At 54.3% G+C, this 22,109-nt stretch carries 24 protein-coding genes; 10 read left to right on the forward strand and 14 right to left on the reverse strand.

The features are described from left to right. Positions 1 to 21: 21 nt before the first annotated feature. Positions 22 to 603: a superoxide dismutase [Fe] gene (gene sodB / locus LRM19_RS05170; protein ID WP_149366746.1), complete on the reverse strand. Its 582-nt coding sequence runs from the start codon at positions 601 to 603 to the stop codon at positions 22 to 24. 122 nt (positions 604 to 725) lie between these two features. Further along, positions 726 to 1,499 carry a C40 family peptidase gene (locus LRM19_RS05175; protein WP_271367732.1) on the reverse strand — a complete coding sequence of 258 codons (774 nt, stop codon included), beginning with the start codon at positions 1,497 to 1,499 and terminating at the stop codon, positions 726 to 728. A gap of 338 nt (positions 1,500 to 1,837) precedes the next feature. On the opposite strand from LRM19_RS05175, the gene grxD reads away from it, so the two are divergent. Next, a complete protein-coding gene (grxD, locus tag LRM19_RS05180) occupies positions 1,838 to 2,185 on the forward strand; it encodes a monothiol glutaredoxin 4 (RefSeq protein WP_003832760.1) in 348 nt (115 codons plus the stop codon). Between the two features lie 44 nt (positions 2,186 to 2,229). Here the strand turns inward: grxD and rnt are convergent, their stop codons facing one another. The 5 genes from rnt to eptA form a co-directional block, all read right to left on the reverse strand. Further along, entirely contained in the window at positions 2,230 to 2,880 is a 651-nt protein-coding gene (gene rnt, locus LRM19_RS05185; protein ID WP_061098432.1) for a ribonuclease T, read from the reverse strand. 95 nt (positions 2,881 to 2,975) lie between these two features. Continuing rightward, positions 2,976 to 3,383 carry a lactoylglutathione lyase gene (gloA, locus tag LRM19_RS05190; protein ID WP_008500591.1) on the reverse strand — a complete coding sequence of 136 codons (408 nt, stop codon included), beginning with the start codon at positions 3,381 to 3,383 and terminating at the stop codon, positions 2,976 to 2,978. A gap of 100 nt (positions 3,384 to 3,483) precedes the next feature. Then, complete coding sequence (locus LRM19_RS05195) at positions 3,484 to 4,581, reverse strand: alkene reductase (protein WP_115874861.1); 1,098 nt, start codon at positions 4,579 to 4,581, stop codon at positions 3,484 to 3,486. 54 nt (positions 4,582 to 4,635) lie between these two features. Further along, positions 4,636 to 5,235, reverse strand: a complete 600-nt coding sequence (locus LRM19_RS05200) for a TetR/AcrR family transcriptional regulator (RefSeq protein WP_111965654.1) — start codon at positions 5,233 to 5,235, stop codon at positions 4,636 to 4,638. A 41-nt stretch (positions 5,236 to 5,276) separates the two neighbouring features. After that, the gene (gene eptA, locus LRM19_RS05205) at positions 5,277 to 6,902 is read right to left on the reverse strand and encodes a phosphoethanolamine transferase EptA (protein WP_271367733.1); all 1,626 of its coding nucleotides are present in this window, start codon (positions 6,900 to 6,902) and stop codon (positions 5,277 to 5,279) included. Between the two features lie 149 nt (positions 6,903 to 7,051). On the opposite strand from eptA, the gene LRM19_RS05210 reads away from it, so the two are divergent. From LRM19_RS05210 to sodC, 3 genes are all read left to right on the forward strand, one after another. Then, positions 7,052 to 7,291: a DUF1289 domain-containing protein gene (locus LRM19_RS05210; protein WP_008500587.1), complete on the forward strand. Its 240-nt coding sequence runs from the start codon at positions 7,052 to 7,054 to the stop codon at positions 7,289 to 7,291. Between the two features lie 48 nt (positions 7,292 to 7,339). Then, complete coding sequence (locus tag LRM19_RS05215) at positions 7,340 to 8,236, forward strand: aldo/keto reductase (protein ID WP_032638255.1); 897 nt, start codon at positions 7,340 to 7,342, stop codon at positions 8,234 to 8,236. Positions 8,237 to 8,316: 80 nt separating this feature from the next. Further along, positions 8,317 to 8,835 carry a superoxide dismutase [Cu-Zn] SodC gene (sodC, locus tag LRM19_RS05220; RefSeq protein WP_115874864.1) on the forward strand — a complete coding sequence of 173 codons (519 nt, stop codon included), beginning with the start codon at positions 8,317 to 8,319 and terminating at the stop codon, positions 8,833 to 8,835. On the opposite strand, the gene LRM19_RS05225 is transcribed toward sodC, so the two are convergent. Genes LRM19_RS05225 through LRM19_RS05235 form a run of 3 tightly spaced genes read right to left on the reverse strand, consistent with a single transcriptional unit; the run spans position 8,814 to position 11,946 of the window. Then, positions 8,814 to 10,847: an FUSC family protein gene (locus LRM19_RS05225; protein WP_271367734.1), complete on the reverse strand. Its 2,034-nt coding sequence runs from the start codon at positions 10,845 to 10,847 to the stop codon at positions 8,814 to 8,816. The genes sodC and LRM19_RS05225 overlap by 22 nt on opposite strands. Further along, positions 10,847 to 11,707 carry an efflux RND transporter periplasmic adaptor subunit gene (locus LRM19_RS05230; RefSeq protein WP_271367735.1) on the reverse strand — a complete coding sequence of 287 codons (861 nt, stop codon included), beginning with the start codon at positions 11,705 to 11,707 and terminating at the stop codon, positions 10,847 to 10,849. The genes LRM19_RS05225 and LRM19_RS05230 overlap by 1 nt, the downstream gene beginning before the upstream one ends. 2 nt (positions 11,708 to 11,709) lie before the next feature. Continuing rightward, a complete protein-coding gene (locus tag LRM19_RS05235; RefSeq protein ID WP_111965660.1) occupies positions 11,710 to 11,946 on the reverse strand; it encodes a DUF1656 domain-containing protein in 237 nt (78 codons plus the stop codon). Positions 11,947 to 12,132: 186 nt separating this feature from the next. Between LRM19_RS05235 and slyA the strand changes: the two genes are divergently transcribed. Next, positions 12,133 to 12,573, forward strand: a complete 441-nt coding sequence (gene slyA / locus LRM19_RS05240) for a transcriptional regulator SlyA (protein WP_111965661.1) — start codon at positions 12,133 to 12,135, stop codon at positions 12,571 to 12,573. Positions 12,574 to 12,608: 35 nt separating this feature from the next. Here the strand turns inward: slyA and LRM19_RS05245 are convergent, their stop codons facing one another. Together LRM19_RS05245 and slyB are read right to left on the reverse strand one after the other, a co-directional pair. Next, on the reverse strand, positions 12,609 to 13,970 hold the full coding sequence (locus LRM19_RS05245; protein WP_271367736.1) for a sensor domain-containing diguanylate cyclase: 1,362 nt from the start codon (positions 13,968 to 13,970) through the stop codon (positions 12,609 to 12,611). Between the two features lie 198 nt (positions 13,971 to 14,168). Continuing rightward, on the reverse strand, positions 14,169 to 14,636 hold the full coding sequence (gene slyB, locus LRM19_RS05250) for an outer membrane lipoprotein SlyB (RefSeq protein WP_271367737.1): 468 nt from the start codon (positions 14,634 to 14,636) through the stop codon (positions 14,169 to 14,171). 254 nt (positions 14,637 to 14,890) lie between these two features. On the opposite strand from slyB, the gene anmK reads away from it, so the two are divergent. From anmK to pdxY, 5 genes are all read left to right on the forward strand, one after another. Further along, positions 14,891 to 16,015 carry an anhydro-N-acetylmuramic acid kinase gene (gene anmK, locus LRM19_RS05255; protein ID WP_111965663.1) on the forward strand — a complete coding sequence of 375 codons (1,125 nt, stop codon included), beginning with the start codon at positions 14,891 to 14,893 and terminating at the stop codon, positions 16,013 to 16,015. A 93-nt stretch (positions 16,016 to 16,108) separates the two neighbouring features. Continuing rightward, entirely contained in the window at positions 16,109 to 16,432 is a 324-nt protein-coding gene (gene mliC, locus LRM19_RS05260) for a C-type lysozyme inhibitor (RefSeq protein ID WP_023335447.1), read from the forward strand. Between the two features lie 57 nt (positions 16,433 to 16,489). Next, positions 16,490 to 17,146 (forward strand): pyridoxamine 5'-phosphate oxidase, encoded by a 657-nt coding sequence (pdxH, locus tag LRM19_RS05265; protein WP_111965664.1) that lies wholly within the window; start codon positions 16,490 to 16,492, stop codon positions 17,144 to 17,146. A 126-nt stretch (positions 17,147 to 17,272) separates the two neighbouring features. Then, on the forward strand, positions 17,273 to 18,547 hold the full coding sequence (gene tyrS, locus LRM19_RS05270) for a tyrosine--tRNA ligase (RefSeq protein WP_080327312.1): 1,275 nt from the start codon (positions 17,273 to 17,275) through the stop codon (positions 18,545 to 18,547). Positions 18,548 to 18,613: 66 nt separating this feature from the next. After that, on the forward strand, positions 18,614 to 19,474 hold the full coding sequence (gene pdxY / locus LRM19_RS05275; RefSeq protein WP_271367738.1) for a pyridoxal kinase PdxY: 861 nt from the start codon (positions 18,614 to 18,616) through the stop codon (positions 19,472 to 19,474). 87 nt (positions 19,475 to 19,561) lie between these two features. Here pdxY and gstA read toward each other — a convergent pair whose 3' ends face one another. Together gstA and dtpA are read right to left on the reverse strand one after the other, a co-directional pair. Beyond that, positions 19,562 to 20,167, reverse strand: coding sequence for a glutathione transferase GstA (gene gstA / locus LRM19_RS05280; RefSeq protein ID WP_223581976.1), 606 nt, complete (start codon positions 20,165 to 20,167; stop codon positions 19,562 to 19,564). A gap of 105 nt (positions 20,168 to 20,272) precedes the next feature. Then, positions 20,273 to 21,781: a dipeptide/tripeptide permease DtpA gene (gene dtpA / locus LRM19_RS05285; RefSeq protein ID WP_063409046.1), complete on the reverse strand. Its 1,509-nt coding sequence runs from the start codon at positions 21,779 to 21,781 to the stop codon at positions 20,273 to 20,275. Between the last annotated feature and the right edge of the window lie 328 nt (positions 21,782 to 22,109).

The raw sequence follows: 22,109 nt of genomic DNA on the forward strand, positions 1-22,109 counted from the left end.
GCGAACCCTTCTGCGTGTCTTTTACGCGGCGAAGTTCTTCGCCACAAAGTCCCAGTTAACCAGTGCCCAGAAGTGTTCCAGGTAGTTCGGGCGCGCGTTACGGTAATCGATGTAGTAAGCGTGTTCCCATACGTCCACGGTCATCAGCGGCTTCGCGCTGGAGGTCAGCGGGGTGCCCGCGTTAGAGGTGGATACGATAGCCAGTTTGCCATCCGCCTCTTTAACCAGCCACGTCCAGCCTGAACCGAAGTTCTTGATGGCGGCATCGGTGAATTTCGCCTTGAAGTCCGCGAAGCTGCCAAATGCGGCGTTGATGGCGTTAGCCAGTTCACCGACAGGTTCACCGCCGGCATTCGGCGCTAGGCAGTGCCAGTAGAAGGTGTGGTTCCACACCTGAGCGGCGTTGTTGAATACGCCACCCTCTGAGCTGCGGACGATCTCTTCCAGCGTTTTGCCTTCAAAATCGGTGCCCTTGATCAGGTTGTTCAGGTTGGTGACGTAAGTCTGGTGATGTTTGCCGTAGTGATATTCCAGGGTTTCCGCAGAAATGTGCGGGGCCAGGGCGTCTTTTGCATACGGTAGTGCAGGTAATTCGAACGACATTGCTTCTCTCCTTATTGTATTTTGCGTTGCCAATAACCACACAGATAACAAGGACAGGATAGCAAATTGAAAGGGTATGCAAAAGAGGAACTTACCCTGCCACGGGTGTGGCAGGGCAGGGGTTAGCGAATGGTTTTCGGCGTCATCACGCGACGCGCGCCGACGTAGTGGCGTACCCAGTAGTCTTCACTGAGAGAGGTGATCTGAATATCCTGACCGCTACGTGGAGACTGGATGAATTTTCCGTTGCCGACATAGACGCCGACGTGGTCAGCCGTGCCGCGACCCTGGGTGCGGAAGAACACCAGATCGCCATTTTCCAGCTCACCGCGGTCAACCGGTGAGGCATCGCGGAGGTGGTACATCTCATTGGCGGTACGAGGAATGCGGAACTTGACCAGATCTTTATAGGCGTAATAGACGAGGCCGCTGCAGTCAAAACCGGTACGCGGCGAAGTCCCACCCCAGTGATAAGGTTTACCAATCTGCCCCATCAGCTTATTCATTGCGGTTTTTTGCGCTTTCTGTACGCGCACTTTATGCACTTCCGCGATTTTCGTGACCTTCGTGCATTTCGCCTTATGGCCTTTACGCGTGATGCATTTTTCAGTAACGAGGTTAGCGGCGGTTTGCGAAGCTTTACTTTTGGCAGAGTGGGCAGTGCGGGAAGGTTTTGTTTTTGTTTTGCTGGAAGCGGTCCGTTTCGTCTGAGCCGGTGTTTTTTTCTTGTCGTTCTTAGCGGTGGTTTTTTTCTTACGTTCTGTGGCTTTCACCAGATGGTTTTTTTGTACAGCAGAATGCCGCGCCTGCTGAGAGGCGTTTGCCACTGGCGTGAAAGTGAGTGAAGTAAACAGTAAAGCACAGAGCGTGATCGAGATTTTATTTATCCGCGCCACTGGGCAGTCCCCTGATAAATGCAGGTCATCAATAATACCCGCGTGTGATTTACAAAGCCCGTCGATTCTAATCTATAAAAAGCCAGAAAGTTAATAGCATTTTTCAATCTACAATCGTGTTTCGTTAGCAAGTGCAAAAAAATTCATCGTTCTGTCGCACATTTGCCCGCTCCCTAAGCAAAACCCTGAATGCGGCAGGGGTAAACACCATTTGCAATGCAACTTTTCGTGACTCGGGGTAGAATGTATAAACGTGACAAAAATGTTATTTTCCGATGCCAGTCTGAACCGCTACAATGTCAGACGAATGCCGTAACAGAAGTTAAAGGAAGCAAGACATGAGCACCACTATTGAAAAAATCCAGCGCCAGATCGCTGAAAACCCGATTCTGCTGTATATGAAAGGTTCTCCGAAGCTGCCAAGCTGCGGCTTCTCCGCACAAGCGGTTCAGGCGCTGTCAGCCTGTGGTGAGCGTTTTGCTTACGTTGATATCCTGCAGAATCCGGACATCCGCGCTGAGCTGCCTAAGTACGCTAACTGGCCGACTTTCCCACAGCTGTGGGTTGACGGCGAACTGGTTGGCGGCTGCGATATCCTGATTGAAATGTATCAGCGCGGCGAACTGCAGCAGCTGATCAAAGAGACGGCGGCGAAGTATAAAACGGAAGAGCCGGACGCAGAGTAATTTTCTGCGCAAATAAAAAAGCGACCAGATAAGGTCGCTTTTTTTTATTCTTCGCTGTCACCCATCGGCAGCGGCCAGCCGCCAAGACGCTTCCAGCGGTTGACGATCTCACAGAACAGCTCTGCGGTGCGCTCCGTATCGTATAGAGCGGAGTGCGCCTGCGTTCCGTCGAACGGAATGCCAGCCGTAATGCAGGCTTTAGATAACACCGTTTGTCCCAGCGCCAGGCCGCTCAATGCGGCGGTGTCGAAGGTGACAAAAGGGTGGAAGGGGTTGCGTTTGAGCGACGCGCGCTCCGCGGCAGCCATGGTAAAGCTGTGATCGAAGGTGGCGTTATGGGCCACCATAATGGCGCGGCTGCAGTTGCTCTCTTTCATGCCTTTACGCACCATTTTAAAAATGGCGTGCAGCGCATCATATTCACTGACGGCACCGCGCAGCGGGTTATGCGGATCGATACCGTTAAACGCCAGCGCTTCCGGCTGTAAGTTTGCCCCTTCGAAAGGTTCAACGTGGAAATGCAGCGTGGTGTCCGGTGTAAGCCAGCCCTGTTCATCCATCTTCAGCGTGATGGCGGCAATTTCGAGCAGCGCATCGGTTTTAGCGTTAAATCCGGCTGTTTCTACATCAATGACAACGGGATAAAAACCACGAAAACGGTCGCACAGACCGCTAAATTGAGCGTTATCGGACATCAGGGTCTCTTACATGGGGAAAAAGCAGAGGGCATTATGGCAAATTTTGCGGGGTGATGCAGTAAAACTACGGGCGCACGTTGCGCCCTGAGGGATCAGTTGCCCAGACCGCGACCGGCGTCTTTGGCTTCAATCAGCTCGATTTTGTAACCGTCCGGATCTTCCACAAACGCAATCACGGTGGTGCCGCCTTTTACCGGGCCCGCTTCGCGCGTGACGTTACCGCCATTTTTGCGAATGCGTTCGCACGCATCGGCCGCGTTATCCACTTCCAGCGCGATATGGCCGTAGGCCGTGCCCAGCTCATAGCTGTCAACGCCCCAGTTGTAGGTCAGCTCGATCACTGCTTCATCCGTTTCCGGGCCGTAACCCACGAACGCCAGCGAGTATTTGTATTCCGGGTTTTCGCTGGTGCGCAGCAGCTTCATGCCCAGGACGTTAGTGTAGAAATCGATAGAACGTTGCAGGTCGCCAACGCGCAGCATGGTGTGAAGTAGGCGCATAATTTCCTCATTAACCAATGGAATAAAAAAGCTTTTTGATCAGAAACGATGTTTTAGTATAGCGGCGAACTGTCGCCGCTATCAATGAACAATGGCGAGATTACAGTGAAGGGTAGTCGGTGTAGCCTTCCGCGCCGCCGCCGTAGAAGCTTTCCGGACGCTGCGGGTTGAGCGCTGCTTTTTTCTGCAGACGAGCAACCAGATCCGGGTTGGCGATGTAGTCACGGCCAAACGCGACGGCATCAATCAGCCCTTTATTAATCAGATCTTCGGCTTTCTCCGGCGTATACGCCCCTGCACCGATGATCACTCCGTGGAAACGTTCGCGCACTTTCTGACGGAAAGCCTCAGTGTATGGCTTGCCGCCGGCCCAGTCCGGCTCGGACATGTGCAGATAAGCGATGCCACGTTTAGCCAGTTCTTCGATCAGGTACAGTGCATCGGCTTCTTCGTTCGGACCGTTGTCGACGTTCTGGAAAGAACCGATTGGGGAAACGCGGATCCCGATACGATCTGGGCTCCACTCCTGACATACGGCATCAACCACTTCCAGTACCAGGCGAGCGCGATTTTCGACGCTGCCGCCGTACTGGTCGGTGCGATGGTTAGACGACGGTGACAGGAACTGGTGCAGCAGGTAGCCGTGCGCGGAGTGCAGCTCAATCAGGTCAAAACCGGCTTCACGAGCGTTGGCCACTGCCTGGCGGAAGTCGTTAACGATACCCGGGATTTCATCCAGCTCCAGGGCACGTGGCATAGAGGTATCCACGCGGATCGCATTACCGTTTTCATCACGCAGGGAAGTGCGGGTATTTGCACTCAGGGCCGAAGCGGAGACCGGAGCCTGGCCGCCAGGCTGAATGCTGCTGTGAGAGATACGACCGGTATGCCACAGCTGGACCGCAATGCGACCCTCTTCAGCGTGAACGCCTGCGGTAATTTTCTGCCATGCGGCGATCTGTTCCGGGCTGTGAAGGCCCGGCGCGCCCGCATAACCCTTCGCCTGAGCAGAAATCTGTGTGGCTTCCGTAATGATCAGGCCAGAGCTTGCGCGCTGACGATAGTATTCGCCCATCAGGGGGGTGGGGATGTCACCCGGCTCAATGCTGCGCAGACGGGTCAGCGGAGCCATAAACACGCGGTTTGGCGCCGTGACGGCACCCACTTTCAATGGGGTAAACAGTTTTTCAGCTGACATAAAGACTCCTGAGTAGACCAGTCGACTAGTAATAAGGTAAATAAAAAGCGCCCGTTATACGCCTGGCGCAGTAATACTGTTTTTCACATGTGCCAGTGCGCTTTCCAGCGGCAGGGCACTGCGCGAAATTTTTGCCTGCAGGTTGGCTCCTAACCAGAGGGAGTAGAGCACCTGAGACTGCATTAAGGGGTCGCCGGAAAAGGCCAGCGTTTTTTCTTCGCGGCCTTTTTCCAGCGCCTGGGCCAGCAGGGCGATTACGCCGCGGGCACCCTTATCCATCGCCGAGCGCATATCTTCGGAAAGATCGCACACTTCGGCAGACAGTTTGACCGTCAGGCATCCGCTGATAATGCCCTGCTGACAGAACTGGTTCAGCGTTTCCTGATAGTAATTCAGAACACGATCCCGGTAGTTCCCCTCACCCGACGCAAAGTGGGTCGCCAGACGCTGGTGGTAGCCAGCATAATGACGCTCCAGCATCGCCACGCCAAAGGCCTCTTTGGACCGGAAGTAGTGATAAAACGACCCCTTCGGTACCTCAGCGGTTTTTAATAACTCGCTCAACCCCATACCGGTAAACCCGCGATGCATGCAAAGCTGCTCGCCGGTTGCCAGTAGATGTTCGCGGGTATCGTGTTCAGTATTTCTGCTCATGGCCGCACTCTAATAGACCGTTCGGTCTAATGCAAGCGAGTTTACTGACGACATGCACTCAGTATATCCAGCTGCGGTTGATAAACCGTTGATTTCACGTCCATCATACCCAATACGGTTGAGAACAAATTGTCCTGGGAAACCGCATTTTTTGCTGCCTGGTCACGCAAACACTGTCCGTTGATGCCAAAGTTTTTTGCATAATCCGGTGACAGCCAGAACATAAACGGAATATGCGTTTGCTGCTCCGGCGCCAGCATGTACGGCGTGCCGTGCAGATAAATACCGCTTTCACCCAGTGATTCACCGTGATCCGAAAGGTAAATCAGCGCGGTGTTCATGCTTGCCTGTCGCGCTTTCAGCGCATCAATGGTTTTGCTGACCATGCTGTCGGTATAGAGGATAGTGTTGTCATAGGTGTTTACCAGCGCCTGATGGTCGCAATCCTGAATTTCATTGGTGTCGCAGGTTGGGGTGAATTTCCGGAAATTGTCCGGGTAACGGCGATAGTACGCCGGTCCATGACTCCCCATCAGGTGGATAACCAGCACCGTATCTTGCTTCACGCCATCCAGCACGTTGTCCAGACGGTAGAAGTTCACGTCGTCAATACAGGATTTATCTTTGCAGAACTGATCCAGATTCCACTGCGTCATATCGGTATGGGGGATGCGATCGCAGGCACCTTTACACCCGCCATCGTTGTCGCGCCACAGCAGATTGATTCCCGCATGCTTCAGCACATCGAGCAGACCTTCCTGATGGTGTGCCAGGTCGGCATCGTACTTGCTGCGCGTCATGCCGGAGAACATGCACGGAACGGAAACCGCGGTTTCAGTGCCGCATGAGGAGGCCTGCGGGAAGTTAATCACATCCTGCTTTTTTAGCTCCGGGTTGGTTTCACGATCGTAACCGTTCAGGGAGTAGTTTGCCGCGCGAGACGCTTCGCCGACGACAAGCACCAGAACGGTTTTCTTTTGTTGACCGGAAATCAGTGGCCCTTTATGGGCATCTTCACCAATCCGCACCAGCGTCTGATCGCCGGCAAACCAGCGCATCTTGCTGTACTTCACCACGGCGCTGACATAGTTCGCCGGAGTGACCATTTTGACGATGCTTTTGTTATTGCGGAAAAGCGACGCGTAATCTTTATAAAACAGCGCGGCCACCAGGATAATCACCAGCAGAGCGCCGAGCATCGCGGCAACCCGCGTCAGCAGGGCATACCACCATTTCCCGGTACGAATGCGGGTAAGAGCCAGCACCACCGAGGGAACGAGGCCTGCGATAACAATCCACAGAATCATCTGCGGGGTCACCAGGGCGGTCGCTTCCTGAGAGTTGGTTTCGAAGACGTTCACAATCATATTCTGATCGATCACCGCGCCGTAGGTGTACATAAAATACGTCGCAGCGGCGCAACCGATGGTTAAAACAATCAGCAGCGGTTTACGGATATACGGGATATTAAGCAGGCTAAAGACAATCACCCAGCCGCAAAACAGCACCAGCGGTACGGAGGCGGCAAAGAGGAAGTCGTGCAGATGGACTGGGCCGATGATGGCCCAGCTGCGCTGGATAAACAGCCCGTTGATTAACGTAAAGAAGAGAGCACAACCCAGAGTAAATTTAATGTCGTTACAGTGTAACTTTTTGATTGACCACATCGATCGGTAAACCTGTTATTGTCATGATGGGCCGAGTATAGAGAGGGAAGATTAGTGAAACCTTAATGCCACAAATCTGTGATATAGGCCTTGCACGTGGCGCGTTTAGCGTCTTCACTGTAGGTGAGAGTGGCTATCTGGAGGTGAGTGTGGCAGAGCAGCTGGAGTTTTTCCCCATCCAGAGCCCGTGCCGGGGTATTTGTCAGGTGGATGAACGCGGATATTGCCGTGGATGCATGCGTACCCGTGACGAGCGTTTCAACTGGCAAAACTTTAGCGACACGCAAAAGCAGGAGGTACTACGCCTCTGTCGACAGCGCCTTCTGCGCAAAATACGCGCAAACAAAGCGGGTGAGACCGAAGAACCCCAGCAACCTTCACTTTTTTAACACGGTAATTGCGTATACTCATGACATCACGTCCTTGAGGAAAATGTTATGGTTCAGCGAATTACCCTTGCCCCCCAGGGGCCAGAATTCTCCCGTTTTGTGATGGGCTACTGGCGCCTGATGGACTGGAATATGTCTCCGCTCCAGCTGGCGAGCTTTATTGAAGAGCACCTCGATTTAGGCATCACCACGGTCGATCATGCTGATATTTACGGTGGCTACCAGTGCGAGGCCGCGTTCGGCGAGGCGCTTAAGCTGGTTCCGGCACTGCGCGATCGCATGGAAATTGTCACGAAGTGTGGGATCGCCACCACGGCAAAACCTGAACACGCCCTCGGTCATTACATCACCGACAGCGCGCATATCATCAAGAGCGCCGAGCAGTCGCTGGTCAATCTGGCGACCGATCGTATCGACCTGCTGTTAATCCACCGCCCCGACCCGCTGATGGATGCTGACGAGGTGGCCGAAGCTTTCCTGAACCTGCATCAGAGTGGGAAAGTGCGTCATTTCGGCGTTTCTAACTTTACCCCGGCGCAGTTTGCGCTTCTTCAGTCTCGTCTGCCGTTTACCCTGGCCACAAACCAGGTTGAGATCTCCCCGGTTCACCAGCCGCTGCTGCTGGATGGTACCCTCGATCAGCTACAACAGCTGCGCATTCGCCCGATGGCCTGGTCCTGCCTGGGGGGCGGACGCCTGTTTAATGATGATGAATTCCAGCCGCTGCGCAACGAGCTTGAGACGATCGCCCGCGAACTGAACGCGGAAAGCATCGAACAGGTGGTTTACGCGTGGATCCTGCGCCTGCCGTCAAAACCGCTGCCCATTATCGGTTCCGGCAAAATAGAACGCGTGCGTTCTGCACTGGCCGCTGAAGAGCTGCAGATGACCCGCCAGCAGTGGTTCCGCATCCGCAAAGCCGCTCTGGGTTACGACGTGCCATAAACCGCCAGAAGGTGACTTTCCGGTGAAATCTTTGCCCCTGGTATACACTTAAGGGGCAAAAAATAACCCGCGGAGGTCATATGAAGCGTTTTGCTCTGGCACTGATCACGCTGGTTGTTTGCGCAGGGGCGCAGGCAGCCAGCGATGAAGTGGAAATGAATCTCGTCACCCCACAAGGAGTGGGTCAGTCCATCGGAACGGTGAAAATCACGGAAACCGATAAAGGACTGGAGTTTGCCCCCAGCCTCAAAGCACTCCCGCCCGGTGAGCATGGTTTCCATGTTCATGCCAAAGGCAGCTGTCAGCCCGCTTTAAAAGAAGGTAAACCGTCGGCGGCGGAAGCGGCAGGGGGGCACCTCGATCCCCAGCATTCCGGTAAGCATGAAGGCCCGGATGGAATGGGGCATTTAGGCGATCTGCCCGTGCTGGTGGTCAATAACGACGGTAAAGCCACCGAACCCGTCGTCGCGCCGCGTCTGAAAAAGCTGGATGAGGTGAAAGGCAAAGCGCTGATGATCCATGTCGGCGGCGACAATATGTCCGATCGGCCTAAACCGCTTGGCGGCGGAGGGGCACGCTATGCGTGCGGCGTGATATGATCTCCAATCGTTCCCGGCGGTGGTGCCTGCTCCAGCTGCGACAGCGAGCAGTGCAGCCGCCAGATTATCGAGGCCAAATCACGGGCTGCGGGCAGATGATGCTGTGCAAGCGTATCGCAGATCCGCTGCAGTTCATTCAGCGTGGTTGCCAGCGGGCGCTGCTGAACACCGCGTTCGCTCATCACATCGCGCAGCAGGGATATGCAAACATCACGAACCTGCGATAGCGGGTCGGAACGCGTTTCCCACCCGCGAAGCTGCCAGACCACGTGCGAGCAGTTCAACAGCACCACGCCCCAGCGCAGCAGCCAGCGCCGGGAAAGTGCGTCCTGGCTGCTGTTCAGCTGGCTGACGTGATGATAAACCAGCGATTCATATTCGTTTTCACTCATGTGTGGTTTACGGCTGAGCTGGTCGACAAACCCTCTGCGTAACTCCCGGATATGCCTGCGGCTCTTGCGTGCATCGGAGCCGGGACGCAACACCGCGAATGCCAGCCACGCCAGCCCCACGCCAAGGATCTTTGCCAGGTTGTCATTGAGAAAGTCGGCGTAATCATAAACCGGCGGATTCGTTACGGAGATAAACGAGCCCATAAAGACAATCAGCTGTCCCCAGAGGCCCGCCAGCTTCGGCATCTGCAGCTTCAGAAGCTGCATGGTGGTCAACAGGGGAAACAGGAACAGCAGGAACTGCCAAAGATCGCTTATCTGCACCATCAGGCCAAATTTCACCACGAAGCTGAACAGCGATAGCAGCACCAGCGTGCGCAACAGGAGAGTCAGAGAGTTGAACGGCGATGCCGCGACGGAGTAAAGCACGCAGCTGATGGCGGCAAGCGTCAGGGCCGCCGTACCGGACTCCCACTGCGTGGTAATGCTCCATGCTCCCACCAGCATCAGCGCACAGAAGGTGCGAAAACCGCTCCACAACGCTTCAAGATAGTCGGTATGGCGTGCAAGTGCCGGGCTGCCGGGGACGTTGAACTCCGTCAATGGGGTCGCATTCTCGACGGCCATAATCCAGCGGCTGCTGCGCAGGTACAGACGGCAGAAGTAATTCAGGCGCTGCCAGAAGGCGCGATGGCGGTAGTCGTACTCATCAACAGGGGCGAGCGGGGCGATGATCTTCGCAACGGTGTAGATGTCCGCATCCGGGCGCGCAAGTGCCGCGAGCAGCGTTTCGATAACGGCACGGGTGTTATCCGGAGGCGTCGGCCAGTTGAGCAGCATCCGGCGCAGGCTGGATATGGCGCTGGTCATGCGCAGCTGCTGATGCAGCAAATAGTTAAGCAGGGTGTTCTGGCGGCGAAAGCGGTAGTGACTCCAGAACGCCTGAATACGCAACAGATTCATCGTCAGAATCTGTCCGATAACCTTTTCATGCGCGAGGCGGATATCGTCGCTGTTATCCGGTTGCCACAGCAGGCTCGCGTGTTCCAGTAGCCGGGTGTGCATGGTTTTTAGCGCAGTGATAAGCGTTGTGCCGTCGGATGTGCTGGGGAGGATCATCATCATAAAGCCGCCGCTGAGGATCCCGACAATCACTTCACAGACGCGCGCCTGGGCGATATTCCACAGCTCGGTGGTGTCGAGCACGTTAACTACCGGAAAGGCGATAATGGCGGCGGTATAGCCCGCCAGCTGAAAAGCGTAGGCGACGTTATTTGTAAAATGGGCGCAGGCCCAGGTACAGCCCCCCAGCCATGCCGCCATACTGAGCAGGAACAGCCACGGATCGTTCAGCGTATGCCCGGCGATAATTAACGCTGCGGTGGCGCCCAGCAGGCTGCCTGCGATACGGCCAAGGCTTTTACTGATCACCCCGCCCACCGTTGGGAAACTAACCACCGCCGCAGACGTCATCGCCCAGTAGGGCTCATCCAGGTTCAGGTAATAGGCGACGGTCAGCGCCAGACACATGGCAATGCCGTTACGTAGGGCGTAGCGCCACTGTGGGCGCGTCGCTTTCATCCACGGCGTGTTTTGCCAGGCGATCCCCTGCAGCTTCATTAACGGGTTCCGATGGAGACTGTGCAGGTGGTGCCGGACACCAGCGTAATGTCCTGCGGTAAACGGTCAAACTCCACGCGAACCGGAACGCGCTGGGCCAGACGTACCCAGGGCACGTTCGGCTTAATGTCCGGCACAAGACCTGAATCCGTTTCAACGCTTTGATCGTAAATGGCACGGCCAACGCTGGATACGTGACCCTGTAACCTCTTAGAGCCGCTGTAAAGCGTTATCGCGGCTGGCGAGCCCTCGCGAATATGCCGAAGCTTGGTCTCTTCGAAATAGCCCACGACGTAGAAGGAGTGACTGTCGACGAGGGCGAATATCGGTTGTCCCGTGGTGGCATAATTCCCCACGCGGGCGGAGAGGTTGGTCACCCATCCATCGACAGGTGCTGTAATCACGGTTTGGGTCAGCTGCCACTGCGCCTGCTTCAGCGTCGCCTCCGCCACGTTGACGTTAGCCTGCATTGCCTTCACGTTGATATTGGCGGTATCTAAGTCTTCCGCTGAGATGTAGTTTTGCGACAGGTGACGGCGGCGATTGGCCTCGTTGTTGGCCTTTGCCAGATCCGACTGGGCTTTTGCCAGCTGGGCCTGGGCGTTCAGAATCGCAATGTGGTACGGGGTATCGTCGATACGGAATAAAACGTCCCCCTTTTTGACAAACTGGTTATCCTTAACTAAAAGCGTTGTGATACTTCCCGACACCTGAGGAGTAATGCTGACCTGTTCAGCGCGAACTTTGCCGTCACGCGTCCAGGGCGACTGCATATAAAAATTCCACATCCACCACCCCGCAACCAGCGCGAGGGCAAGGACAAACAGGGTGGAAAAGTACTTTAGCGTTTTCAGGGACATATTCACCACACAGTCAAAACGGCAAGGCCCAGGCATACGGAAAGGGCAAACAGGGAAAGATCCATCAGCATGGGATGCCAGATTTCACCGGAGTACATCCAGTCGCGAAGCAGACGATGCGCGATGAGCCAGAGCAGAAAACCCACCAGAACGGCCTTAAACAGCGGAGGAAAATAGACTGACGCACCGAAGATCAGGTCCTGAAGGGGCAACCCCTCTGAGCGATGAAAAAACGTCACGGGCAGAAATCCTTTGCAGTGAACAGAATGCCGCGTTGGCTTGTCTTAGTATGATGAAGCATCACAATTCAGTGTAAGTCATACTTTTAAGTTCGATGAATGCAGTATTGCATTTGTTTTGGCAATACAAATGCTGCACACTATTCTAAAATCAGTATAATAACTTAGCAAGCTAATTATAAGGAGATGAAATTGGAATCGCCATTAGGTTCTGATCTGGCAAGGTTGGTACGCGTCTGGCGTGCTCTGATTGACCATCGCCTGAAACCTCTGGAACTCACACAGACGCATTGGGTCACGCTGCACAACATCCATCAGCTGCCGCCCGATCAGTCGCAAATTCAGCTGGCAAAAGCGATAGGGATTGAGCAACCGTCGCTGGTGCGCACGCTTGACCAGCTGGAAGAGAAGGGGTTGATCTCGCGGCAAACCTGCGCCAGCGATCGTCGCGCCAAGCGGATTAAACTCACCGAGAAAGCGGCGCCAATCATCACGGAAATGGAAGCCGTGATCACCAGGACGCGCGGTGAAATCCTGTCAGGCGTTTCACCCGCGGAGCTGGAAATGCTCATCAGCCTTATTGCTCGCCTTGAGCAAAACATCCATGAGCTGCATTCTCGCGACTAATAAACACGAAGGCCTTGCAGCAGCAAGGCCTTTTTTTATTTAAAGACGACCACACGATTACGTCCCGTCTCCTTCGCTTCATACATCGCTTTGTCGGCGTTTTCCACGCACGTTTCTGCGGCTATCGCGGGTGACGTCGCCGTATACACCCCCATGCTGATGGTGACTGGCTCCGGTAGTTGACCGCCGCTGCTGGTGTTATCGAAGCTGCTCAGATTTAACCGTATGCGCTCCGCCACCTGGTGCGCTGCTTCTGATGAGGTGTTGGCCAGCATCAGAACAAACTCCTCACCACCGATACGGGCCGCGATGTCCTGCGGGCGTACGGAATCCATCAGCAGGTTAGCGACAAACTGCAGGACTTTGTCGCCCTGAAGATGCCCGTAGGTGTCGTTGATACGCTTGAAGCGATCGAGATCGCTGACGATGACGGAAACAGGGCGGCTGGGTTTGGCGATATCCAGCGCCTGCTTTAATGTTTCATAAAAATAGCTGCGGTTATAAAGGCGCGTCAGCGGGTCGCGAATTGAGTTCTGGTACGACTGCTGATACTTGGCGTGCGAGTCGCGATACAGCCTGAAAACATCGTAGAGCAGAACAAAAATGAGCAGCAGCGTGGCGACAGTCTCAAATAAGCGGGCGCGATACCAGGAGATATCTTCGACATTTCCACCCGCTAACAGCATTGTGAGCGTGACGATATAGCAGACGCACAGAAAATTACCGCCCACCCAGAATAAGTTGCGTATGCGCGTAATAAACATCAGCGTTCCTAATGTCACCACCCAGAGTGCAATTAATGCAATATTAATGAAGTGGCTCCAGAGAACCATAAACTCACGGGTTTCATTATCCACCAGATCAATGGATAAAAATGAAGAGTGACTGGAATACATCCAGGCCAACCCTACTGCAAAGACGGTAAAGAGAAACTCGCCGCCCACAATAAGGATATGCGCCAGTCGTGAAAGAGGACAATTGCGCGTGGTATAGAGTATTGCCGAAACGATTATTAGCACCGCCATTAAAAGATGGCGGAACATATAGAAGATCATCGCATCGTTGTAGTTTACAGCGTTGAACTGATAGAGGTCCAGCCAGGCGGGAAAGCAGGACAACGTTCCGACCATCAGCGATGCCGCCCCGGCAAAGGCAAAAGCGATCGCTACCAGATACAACCGTTTTCGGTCACACCAGTATTTCATTGCCATAAAGAAGGCAATAAACAGGTTAAACACCAGCAAAAAAATGGTGAGCGTAGGGAACAAATGAGACGAGAAGCTAGGTACCCATTCGGCAATTTTCGAAAACAGGGCGTGTAATATGCCAATGACAACAATACAACCCAGACAGAACGAGGTATAACGACCCTTTACGGAACGATGATTAGAAAACATATACGTTTTTAATGGCTTTATAATGAATTAAGGTGAGGTAATTGCGAGAGTTTAATCAATTAGCCTGCTAAATACTTTGCGCAAAAACAATATATGATGTGGTTAAAAATTGGCGGGGTGAATTTATTTTGTAAATATATTTGTGGGAGTGATATATATTGTAAATGGATGTGGTCCGATGACCACATCCATTTTTAATTAACGTGGAGAAACGGTCACCTGGCTTCCGTTGCTTGCCAGAACGACGCGCTGGCCTGCAGAGAAGCGAGTGTTGCCTTGTTTCTGGACAACCATGATAGTGCTGCCATCGTCTTTACGAATTTCCAGCTCTACGCCCTGAGTTTTGTTCATTGCGCCCTGAACGCCCTGGCCAGCTACACCACCTGCAACGGCGCCTGCGGCCGTCGCCAGCGAGCGGCCAGTGCCACCGCCGACGGTATTGCCCAGGAAACCACCCAGGACGGCACCGCCGATTGCGCCCATCACGTTGTTTTCATCGCCACCCTGGATCTGTACAGGGCGTGCGTTAACAACGGTACCGTAAGTTACGTTCTGAACCTGTTTCGCTTCAGAAGCGCTGTAAACGTCGCCAGAGAGTGAATTGTCATTCACACAGCCAGCCAGAGTTAAACCAATCAGCGAAACGCCCAGTACACGTAAAATCATTTGAATCTCCTGTTCACCAAAAACGCCCGGTTGGGGCATCCGTTATGGCTAAATTATATGGCATAAGGGGCCATAGTTCATATCTTTGCACTAACAATAAGAAAATTGTACTTGAATTTGACTTAACGAGAGATAAACAGGAACCGCCCGCGTTACGCGTCTGACATTGTTAAAAAATATTATCGCCGGATGGCAAAGCTGCGCCGTTTATGGTTGAGTGGGTATCCTTAGCCCACGCAACGTAAGGAAAGCGCATGAAATCGGGTCGCTACATTGGTGTGATGTCAGGCACCAGTCTGGATGGGGTAGATGTCGTTCTGGCCGCCATTGACGAAAACATGGTGGCACAGCAGGCGAGCCTGACCTGGCCAATCCCCATTTCACTGAAAGAGGATATTCTGAGCATTTGTCAGGGGCAGCAGCTGACCCTCTCCCAGCTTGGACAGCTTGATGTTCGCCTGGGGGCGCTGTTTGCGGATGCGGTGTTGGCTTTAATGCAGAAAGAACATCTTCGCCCGCAGGATGTGGTGGCCATCGGGTGTCATGGACAAACGGTCTGGCATGAACCCGGAGGAGATGCCCCGCATACGCTGCAAATCGGTGATAACAACCAGATTGTGGCGAAGACGGGCGTGACGGTGGTTGGCGATTTCCGTCGTCGCGATATCGCCCTTGGCGGACAGGGCGCGCCGCTGGTGCCTGCGTTCCATCAGGCGCTACTGGCGCACCCTTCAGAACGTCGTATGGTGCTCAACATTGGTGGGATCGCCAATCTGTCGATGCTGATCCCGGGGCAGCCGGTGCGCGGCTACGATACCGGCCCGGGCAATATGCTGATGGATGCCTGGATATGGCGTCAGTGCGGTCAACCTTATGATAAAAACGCGGAGTGGGCGAGCGAGGGTAAGGTGATTATCCCGCTGCTGCAGTCCATGCTGAGCGACCCTTATTTTGCCTTACCGGCACCGAAAAGTACGGGGCGTGAATACTTCAACTTTGGCTGGCTTGAGCGCCAGCTGGCGTCATTCCCGGCGCTTGCACCGCAGGATGTCCAGGCGACGCTTGCCGAGCTCACGGCCGTGTCGATTTCCGAACAGGTGCTCCTCAGCGGCGGATGCGAACGCCTGCTGGTGTGCGGCGGGGGAAGCCGTAACCCGCTGGTGATGGCGCGTCTTGCGGGGCTACTGCCGGGTACCGAAGTGTCTACGACCGATGAGGCTGGCATCAGCGGGGATGACATGGAGGCGCTGGCTTTCGCCTGGCTTGCCTGGCGCACCATTGCCGGGCTGCCGGGTAATTTGCCGTCGGTAACCGGTGCTCGCGAGGCGAGCGTTCTTGGGGCGATTTTCCCGGCGAATCCGCGTCATAATCAGAGTTAACTGAAATTCAGCGCGGTGCGTCGCCGTTAGAATGGAACGAAACAGGAGGGCGGACATGCCCTCCAGGACCAGGAAAGTCTTCGGAATACGCCCATGAAAAAACTTCTTCTTATTGCCGCTCCTTTGTTGCTGTCAGGATGCAGCGTCTACAACCAGCTCCTTGAGCGCATGCAGACCGATACGCTGGAGTATCGCTGCGACGAAAAACCGCTGACCGTTAAGCTGAACAATCCACGCCAGGAAGCCAGTTTTGTTTACGACAATAAATTGCTTACGCTGAAGCAGGGCATGTCAGCCTCAGGCGCCCGCTACACCGACGGTATCTATGTCTTCTGGTCGAAAGGCGACAGCGCCACGGTCTACAAACGCGACCGCATTGTGCTGAACAATTGCCAGCTTGAAAATCCGAAGCGTTGAGATTTTTACAGGGGCGGCGCACAATAGCGCCACCCACTCTCAATGTCAGCTAACGCCATGTCAGATAACGACGAACTGCAGCAAATTGCGCATCTGCGCCGTGAATACACCAAAGGCGGCCTGCGTCGCCAGGATCTTCCCGCTGAACCCCTCGTACTTTTTGAACGCTGGCTGAAACAGGCCTGCGAAGCGAAGCTCGCCGACCCAACGGCCATGGTTGTCGCGACGGTGGATGAAAACGGTCAACCCTATCAGCGCATCGTATTGCTCAAGCATTATGACGAGAAAGGACTGGTGTTCTACACCAACCTTGGCAGCCGCAAAGCGCACCATCTGGAAAACAATCCGCGTATCAGCCTGCTGTTCCCGTGGCACATGCTGGAACGTCAGGTCATGGTGACCGGCAAAGCGGAACGTCTTTCGACGCTGGAAGTGGTGAAGTATTTCCACAGCCGCCCGCGTGACAGCCAGATTGGCGCCTGGGTATCAAAACAGTCGAGCCGCATTTCCGCCCGCGGCGTGCTGGAAAGTAAATTCCTGGAGCTGAAGCAGAAGTTCCAGCAGGGTGAAATCCCGCTGCCGAGCTTCTGGGGTGGTTTCCGCATCCCGATAGATCAGATTGAGTTCTGGCAGGGGGGCGAACATCGCCTGCACGACCGCTTTTTATACCAGCGCGAGAATGGCGGCTGGAAAATCGACAGACTGGCACCGTAATCCCCGAAATTTGTTGATTTAAGCGCTAGCGCACGCCGCGCTTGCGCTTTATTCTATGGGTCCTTTCGCATCAGGCGAAAAGTCGTGTACCGGCAAAGGTGCAGTCGTTTATACATGGAGAATTTGATGGCAAGCAGTAACTTGATTAAACAATTGCAAGAGCGGGGCCTCGTGGCCCAGGTGACGGACGAGGAAGCGTTAGCAGAGCGACTGGCGCAAGGCCCGATCGCGCTCTATTGCGGCTTCGATCCCACCGCTGACAGCTTGCATTTGGGGCATCTTGTTCCATTGTTATGCCTGAAACGCTTCCAGATGGCGGGCCATAAGCCTGTTGCCCTGGTGGGCGGCGCTACCGGTCTGATTGGTGACCCAAGCTTTAAAGCCGCTGAGCGTAAACTGAACACCGAAGATACCGTGCAAGAGTGGGTGGATAAGATCCGCAAACAGGTTGCGCCGTTCCTCGACTTCAACTGTGGCGATAACGCCGCGATTGCCGCGAACAACTACGACTGGTTTGGCAGCATGAACGTGCTGACCTTCCTGCGTGACATCGGCAAGCACTTCTCTGTTAACCAGATGATTAACAAAGAGGCCGTGAAGCAGCGTCTTAACCGTGACGACCAGGGTATCTCCTTTACCGAGTTCTCCTACAACCTGCTGCAGGGGTATGACTTTGCCTGCCTGAACAAACTGCACGGCGTTTCCCTGCAGATTGGCGGTTCTGACCAGTGGGGCAACATCACCTCCGGTATCGATCTGACCCGTCGTCTGCACCAGAACCAGGTGTTTGGTCTGACCGTTCCGCTGATTACCAAAGCAGACGGCACCAAATTTGGTAAGACTGAGGGCGGCGCGGTATGGCTCGATCCGAAGAAAACCAGTCCGTACAAATTCTACCAGTTCTGGATCAACACGGCGGATGCCGATGTTTATCGCTTCCTGAAGTTCTTCACCTTCATGGATATCGCAGAGATCAACGCGCTGGAAGAAGAAGATAAGAACAGCGGTAAAGCGCCACGCGCGCAGTACGTGCTGGCGGATGAAGTGACCAAACTGGTTCACGGTGAAGAAGGTCTGGCCGCGGCAAAACGCATTACCGCTAGCCTGTTTAACGGCACCCTGAGCGATCTGAGCGAAGCGGACTTTGAACAGCTGGCGCAGGACGGCGTGCCAATGGTTGAGATGGAGAAAGGGGCTGACCTGATGCAGGCGCTGGTGGACTCTGAACTGCAGCCTTCCCGCGGTCAGGCGCGTAAAACCATCGCGTCTAACGCGATCACCATCAACGGTGAGAAACAGGCCGACCCGGAATACACCTTCGTTGACGGCGATCGTCTGTATGGCCGTTACACCCTGCTGCGTCGCGGCAAGAAAAACTACTGCCTTGTCTGCTGGAAGTAATTAACAGTCTCCAGGGGCGTGGGAAACCACGCCCCTTTTGTTTTTTCAGGGTTTGGTAAGAAAATAATGAAGAACATCCTCGCCATTCAGTCCCACGTCGTTTTTGGACATGCTGGCAATAGCGCAGCGGAATTCCCGATGCGTCGCCTCGGCGCCAACGTCTGGCCCCTCAATACCGTCCAGTTTTCCAATCACACGCAGTACGGCAAATGGACCGGCTGCGTGATGCCGCCTTCGCACCTTACCGAGGTTGTGCAGGGCATTGCCGATATCGACCAGCTCAAGCGCTGTGATGCCGTACTGAGCGGTTATCTTGGTTCAGCGGAGCAGGGGGAGCATATCCTCGGCATCGTACGCCAGGTGAAAGCCGCAAATCCGTCGGCAAAATACTTCTGCGACCCGGTTATGGGTCATCCGGAAAAAGGCTGCATCGTGGCGCCAGGCGTTGCGGAGTTCCACGTCCGCCACGCTTTGCCCGCCAGCGATATCATTGCGCCAAACCTGGTAGAACTGGAGATCCTCTGCGAGCATCCGGTTAACAGCGTAGAAGAGGCAGTAACTGCATCTCGCGAGCTGATCGCGCAGGGGCCTGAGGTTGTGCTGGTAAAACATCTCGCACGCGCAGGGCTAAGTCAGGATCGCTTTGAGATGCTGCTGGTGACGAAAGACGATGCCTGGCACATCAGCCGTCCGCTGGTGGATTTTGGCAAACGCCAGCCGGTGGGCGTGGGGGATGTAACCAGCGGCCTGCTGCTGGTGAAATTACTTCAGGGGGCAACGCTGCGCGATGCGCTGGAGCATGTGACTGCGGCAGTATACGAAATTATGATGGCGACGAAAGAGATGCAGGAATATGAGCTGCAGGTGGTTGCGGCACAGGATCGTATCGCGAAGCCGGAGCACTATTTCAGCGCCACGCGGCTTTAAACGATACCGGGTGGCGCTGCGCGTGAGGGGCTGTGAATTTTGTAGGCCGGGTAAGCGCAGCGCCACCCGGCAACAGAGGCCGCTCGGTTAGTTCAACCCTTCCGCTTTCAGCGCCGCAGCCACCGCAGGACGCTCTGAAACGCGTTTCATATACGATGCAATGTGGTCTAACCCTTCCAGATTCAGCTTAACCGCACGAGCCCAGCGCAGCACGGTGAACAGATACGCATCGGCAATCGTGAAGCGCGACCCGCCAATCCACTGTTCGTCTTTCAGTGATTCGTTAACGTACTGCAGCTTTTTCTCAAGAAGCGCACGCAGGGTCGGCTTAAACTCTTCCGGCGTATCCGGGCGGAACAGGGGGGTAAACCCTTTGTGCAACTCGGTGGCAATGTAGTTCAGCCATTCCAGCGTCTTATAGCGAGAAATGGTACTGACCGGTGCCAGCAGCTGGCGATCGGGCACGCTATCGGCCAGGAACTGCATAATCGCCACGCCTTCGGTCAGCAGAGTACCGTCATCCAGCAGGAGCGCCGGAACTTGTCCTTTCGGGTTAATGGCAAGAAAGTCATCGCCATTTTCCAGGCGCTTTTTCATCAGATCAACGCCATCCAGCGTGAAATCTTTGCCGCTCTCGCGCAGGGTGATATGGGAAGCAAGAGAGCACGCGCCCGGTTTGTAGAACAGTTTCATCGGTAACTCCTTTTTGCTGAGGTTTCAGCTATGTTAGTGCGCGAACGGCTAAAAAAAAAGCCGCTAATGCATTAGCGGCTTCTGTTCAGTCGTTTCTCAATAATCTTACGCAGTAGCGGTTTTGGTCGCTTCAGCCGTCTTGTCGTCGTCCTGAGTCATACGATTCAGTTTCGGCGCGGTCAGCAGCATCAGCGCAGCGATCACCGCTGTCGCGATACCAATCTGCATGAACACGGTACCGTAGACGTTCAGGGAGACCAGTGGGTCAGTGACGTTTTCAGGCACAGCCATCAGGTTCGCAATTTTACCCGCAATGATTGCCGCACCGGCAGTGGTCAGGAACCAGCTACCCATAATGAAGCCCATCAGACGCTGCGGCACCAGCTGTGCAACCATCGCCAGACCCAGACCGGAGATCATCAGTTCGCCGATAGACTGCAGCGCGTAGCTCAGGATCAGCCAGTTAACGGAGACGATGCCTGCGTCAGTGGCAAACTTGGTACCCAGCGGCAGCACCAGGAACGCGCCTGAGCACAGTACCATACCGATTGCGAACTTGTGCGGCATTGGCAGACGGTCACCCATCTTGTTATAGATAGCGGCCAGAATCGGGCTACCAATCATGATCCAGAACGGGTTCAGCGCCTGATACTGCTCCGGCTCGAACGCGATGCCCAGAATAGAGTGCTCAACGTTACGAATGGCGAAGAAGTTCAGAGAGGTTGGCATCTGGCTGTACAGCACGAAGAAGATAATCGCTTCCAGCATCAGAATGAACGCCACAATCATCTTGCGGCGGGCAGCACCCTGCATGGCGAACGCTTCTTTCGCAAAGATAACCACGATACCCAGCGCAACTACGCCCAGAACGGCGCGAGCGATACCCTGGTTGTGCAGTAGCCAGGTGGCGATTGCCGCGAGGACAACAACGCCCACGATAGTCGCCAGCAGTTTGCCCATGTGTACAGGCTCGAAGTCAGGTTTTGAACCGTAGTCTTTCACCCAGCTGCGGCAGAACAGGAAGTTCACAACGGTGATCAGCATACCCACGAAGCTCAGCGCAAACGCCACGCTCCAGCCGAATTTCGCGGCGAGCCATGGGGTTGCCAGCATCGAGAAGAATGAACCGATGTTGATGGACATGTAGTACATGGTAAATGCACCGTCCAGACGCGGGTCATCTTTGCTGTAGCAGGTAGAGAGTAGGGAAGACGGGTTCGCTTTGAACAGACCGTTACCCACGGCGATCGTCGCCATACCCATATACACGACAGCGGCATCGTGCCCTGACCATGCCACCAGACCATAGCCAATTGCCAGTACAATAGCGCCCAGCATAATGACGCGCTTAGTACCCAGAACTTTATCACCCAGCCAGCCGCCGATAGCAACCAGACCATAGACAAGGGCACTGAAGGAGGAGAACAGCGTGATGGAATCAGCTTCAGACATACCCAGCTGTTTGACCAGGTAAACCGCCATGATCCCTTGCAGGCCGTAATAACCAAAACGCTCCCATAACTCGATAGAGAAGATGAGATAGAACGCTTTAGGCTGTTTAAAAGCGTTAAGACTCACGCTTTCATCTGTTGGTTTATTGTTTGCAGTAGACACATATACCTCTTTTTTTACATCCCATATTAACGGGGGTGTTCATAGCGTGATGGCCGTAGTCCATACGCCTTATAGTTATATTGGGAGGAGAAACGGCGGGTAATGTTCACTATCCTGCCCCATCTGGCAATACGTTTGTAATAATCTGTTACATATATCTGAAGTGGTATAATCGTCGGTTCATGCAAATGTTATTCAGCGTTAAATTTTATACGATGTGTAAAGGTAGTTTTTTCGACTGGCAGAGAGCCATCAGGACCGGTGTTTGGCGATATGTTCTGCTATTTGCCGCTTCTGGCAGTGATATAGCCCATATTCTGAAAAATAG

Origin of the sequence: Enterobacter sp. PI-10, assembly GCF_027947695.1 — a bacterium.
In the GTDB taxonomy this organism is placed as follows: Bacteria; Pseudomonadota; Gammaproteobacteria; order Enterobacterales; family Enterobacteriaceae; genus Enterobacter; species Enterobacter vonholyi.

What these genes read in the sequence shown, in the direction of transcription:
- sodB (WP_149366746.1), bottom strand. Translation starts at nt 603, where the DNA reads ATGTCGTTCGAATTACCTGCACTACCGTATGCAAAAGACGCCCTGGCC.
- grxD (WP_003832760.1), top strand. Translation starts at nt 1,838, where the DNA reads ATGAGCACCACTATTGAAAAAATCCAGCGCCAGATCGCTGAAAACCCG.
- rnt (WP_061098432.1), bottom strand. Translation starts at nt 2,880, where the DNA reads ATGTCCGATAACGCTCAATTTAGCGGTCTGTGCGACCGTTTTCGTGGT.
- gloA (WP_008500591.1), bottom strand. Translation starts at nt 3,383, where the DNA reads ATGCGCCTACTTCACACCATGCTGCGCGTTGGCGACCTGCAACGTTCT.
- LRM19_RS05195 (WP_115874861.1), bottom strand. Translation starts at nt 4,581, where the DNA reads ATGTCAGCTGAAAAACTGTTTACCCCATTGAAAGTGGGTGCCGTCACG.
- LRM19_RS05200 (WP_111965654.1), bottom strand. Translation starts at nt 5,235, where the DNA reads ATGAGCAGAAATACTGAACACGATACCCGCGAACATCTACTGGCAACC.
- eptA (WP_271367733.1), bottom strand. Translation starts at nt 6,902, where the DNA reads ATGTGGTCAATCAAAAAGTTACACTGTAACGACATTAAATTTACTCTG.
- LRM19_RS05215 (WP_032638255.1), top strand. Translation starts at nt 7,340, where the DNA reads ATGGTTCAGCGAATTACCCTTGCCCCCCAGGGGCCAGAATTCTCCCGT.
- sodC (WP_115874864.1), top strand. Translation starts at nt 8,317, where the DNA reads ATGAAGCGTTTTGCTCTGGCACTGATCACGCTGGTTGTTTGCGCAGGG.
- LRM19_RS05225 (WP_271367734.1), bottom strand. Translation starts at nt 10,847, where the DNA reads ATGAAGCTGCAGGGGATCGCCTGGCAAAACACGCCGTGGATGAAAGCG.
- LRM19_RS05230 (WP_271367735.1), bottom strand. Translation starts at nt 11,707, where the DNA reads ATGTCCCTGAAAACGCTAAAGTACTTTTCCACCCTGTTTGTCCTTGCC.
- slyA (WP_111965661.1), top strand. Translation starts at nt 12,133, where the DNA reads ATGAAATTGGAATCGCCATTAGGTTCTGATCTGGCAAGGTTGGTACGC.
- LRM19_RS05245 (WP_271367736.1), bottom strand. Translation starts at nt 13,970, where the DNA reads ATGTTTTCTAATCATCGTTCCGTAAAGGGTCGTTATACCTCGTTCTGT.
- slyB (WP_271367737.1), bottom strand. Translation starts at nt 14,636, where the DNA reads ATGATTTTACGTGTACTGGGCGTTTCGCTGATTGGTTTAACTCTGGCT.
- anmK (WP_111965663.1), top strand. Translation starts at nt 14,891, where the DNA reads ATGAAATCGGGTCGCTACATTGGTGTGATGTCAGGCACCAGTCTGGAT.
- mliC (WP_023335447.1), top strand. Translation starts at nt 16,109, where the DNA reads ATGAAAAAACTTCTTCTTATTGCCGCTCCTTTGTTGCTGTCAGGATGC.
- pdxH (WP_111965664.1), top strand. Translation starts at nt 16,490, where the DNA reads ATGTCAGATAACGACGAACTGCAGCAAATTGCGCATCTGCGCCGTGAA.
- tyrS (WP_080327312.1), top strand. Translation starts at nt 17,273, where the DNA reads ATGGCAAGCAGTAACTTGATTAAACAATTGCAAGAGCGGGGCCTCGTG.
- pdxY (WP_271367738.1), top strand. Translation starts at nt 18,614, where the DNA reads ATGAAGAACATCCTCGCCATTCAGTCCCACGTCGTTTTTGGACATGCT.
- gstA (WP_223581976.1), bottom strand. Translation starts at nt 20,167, where the DNA reads ATGAAACTGTTCTACAAACCGGGCGCGTGCTCTCTTGCTTCCCATATC.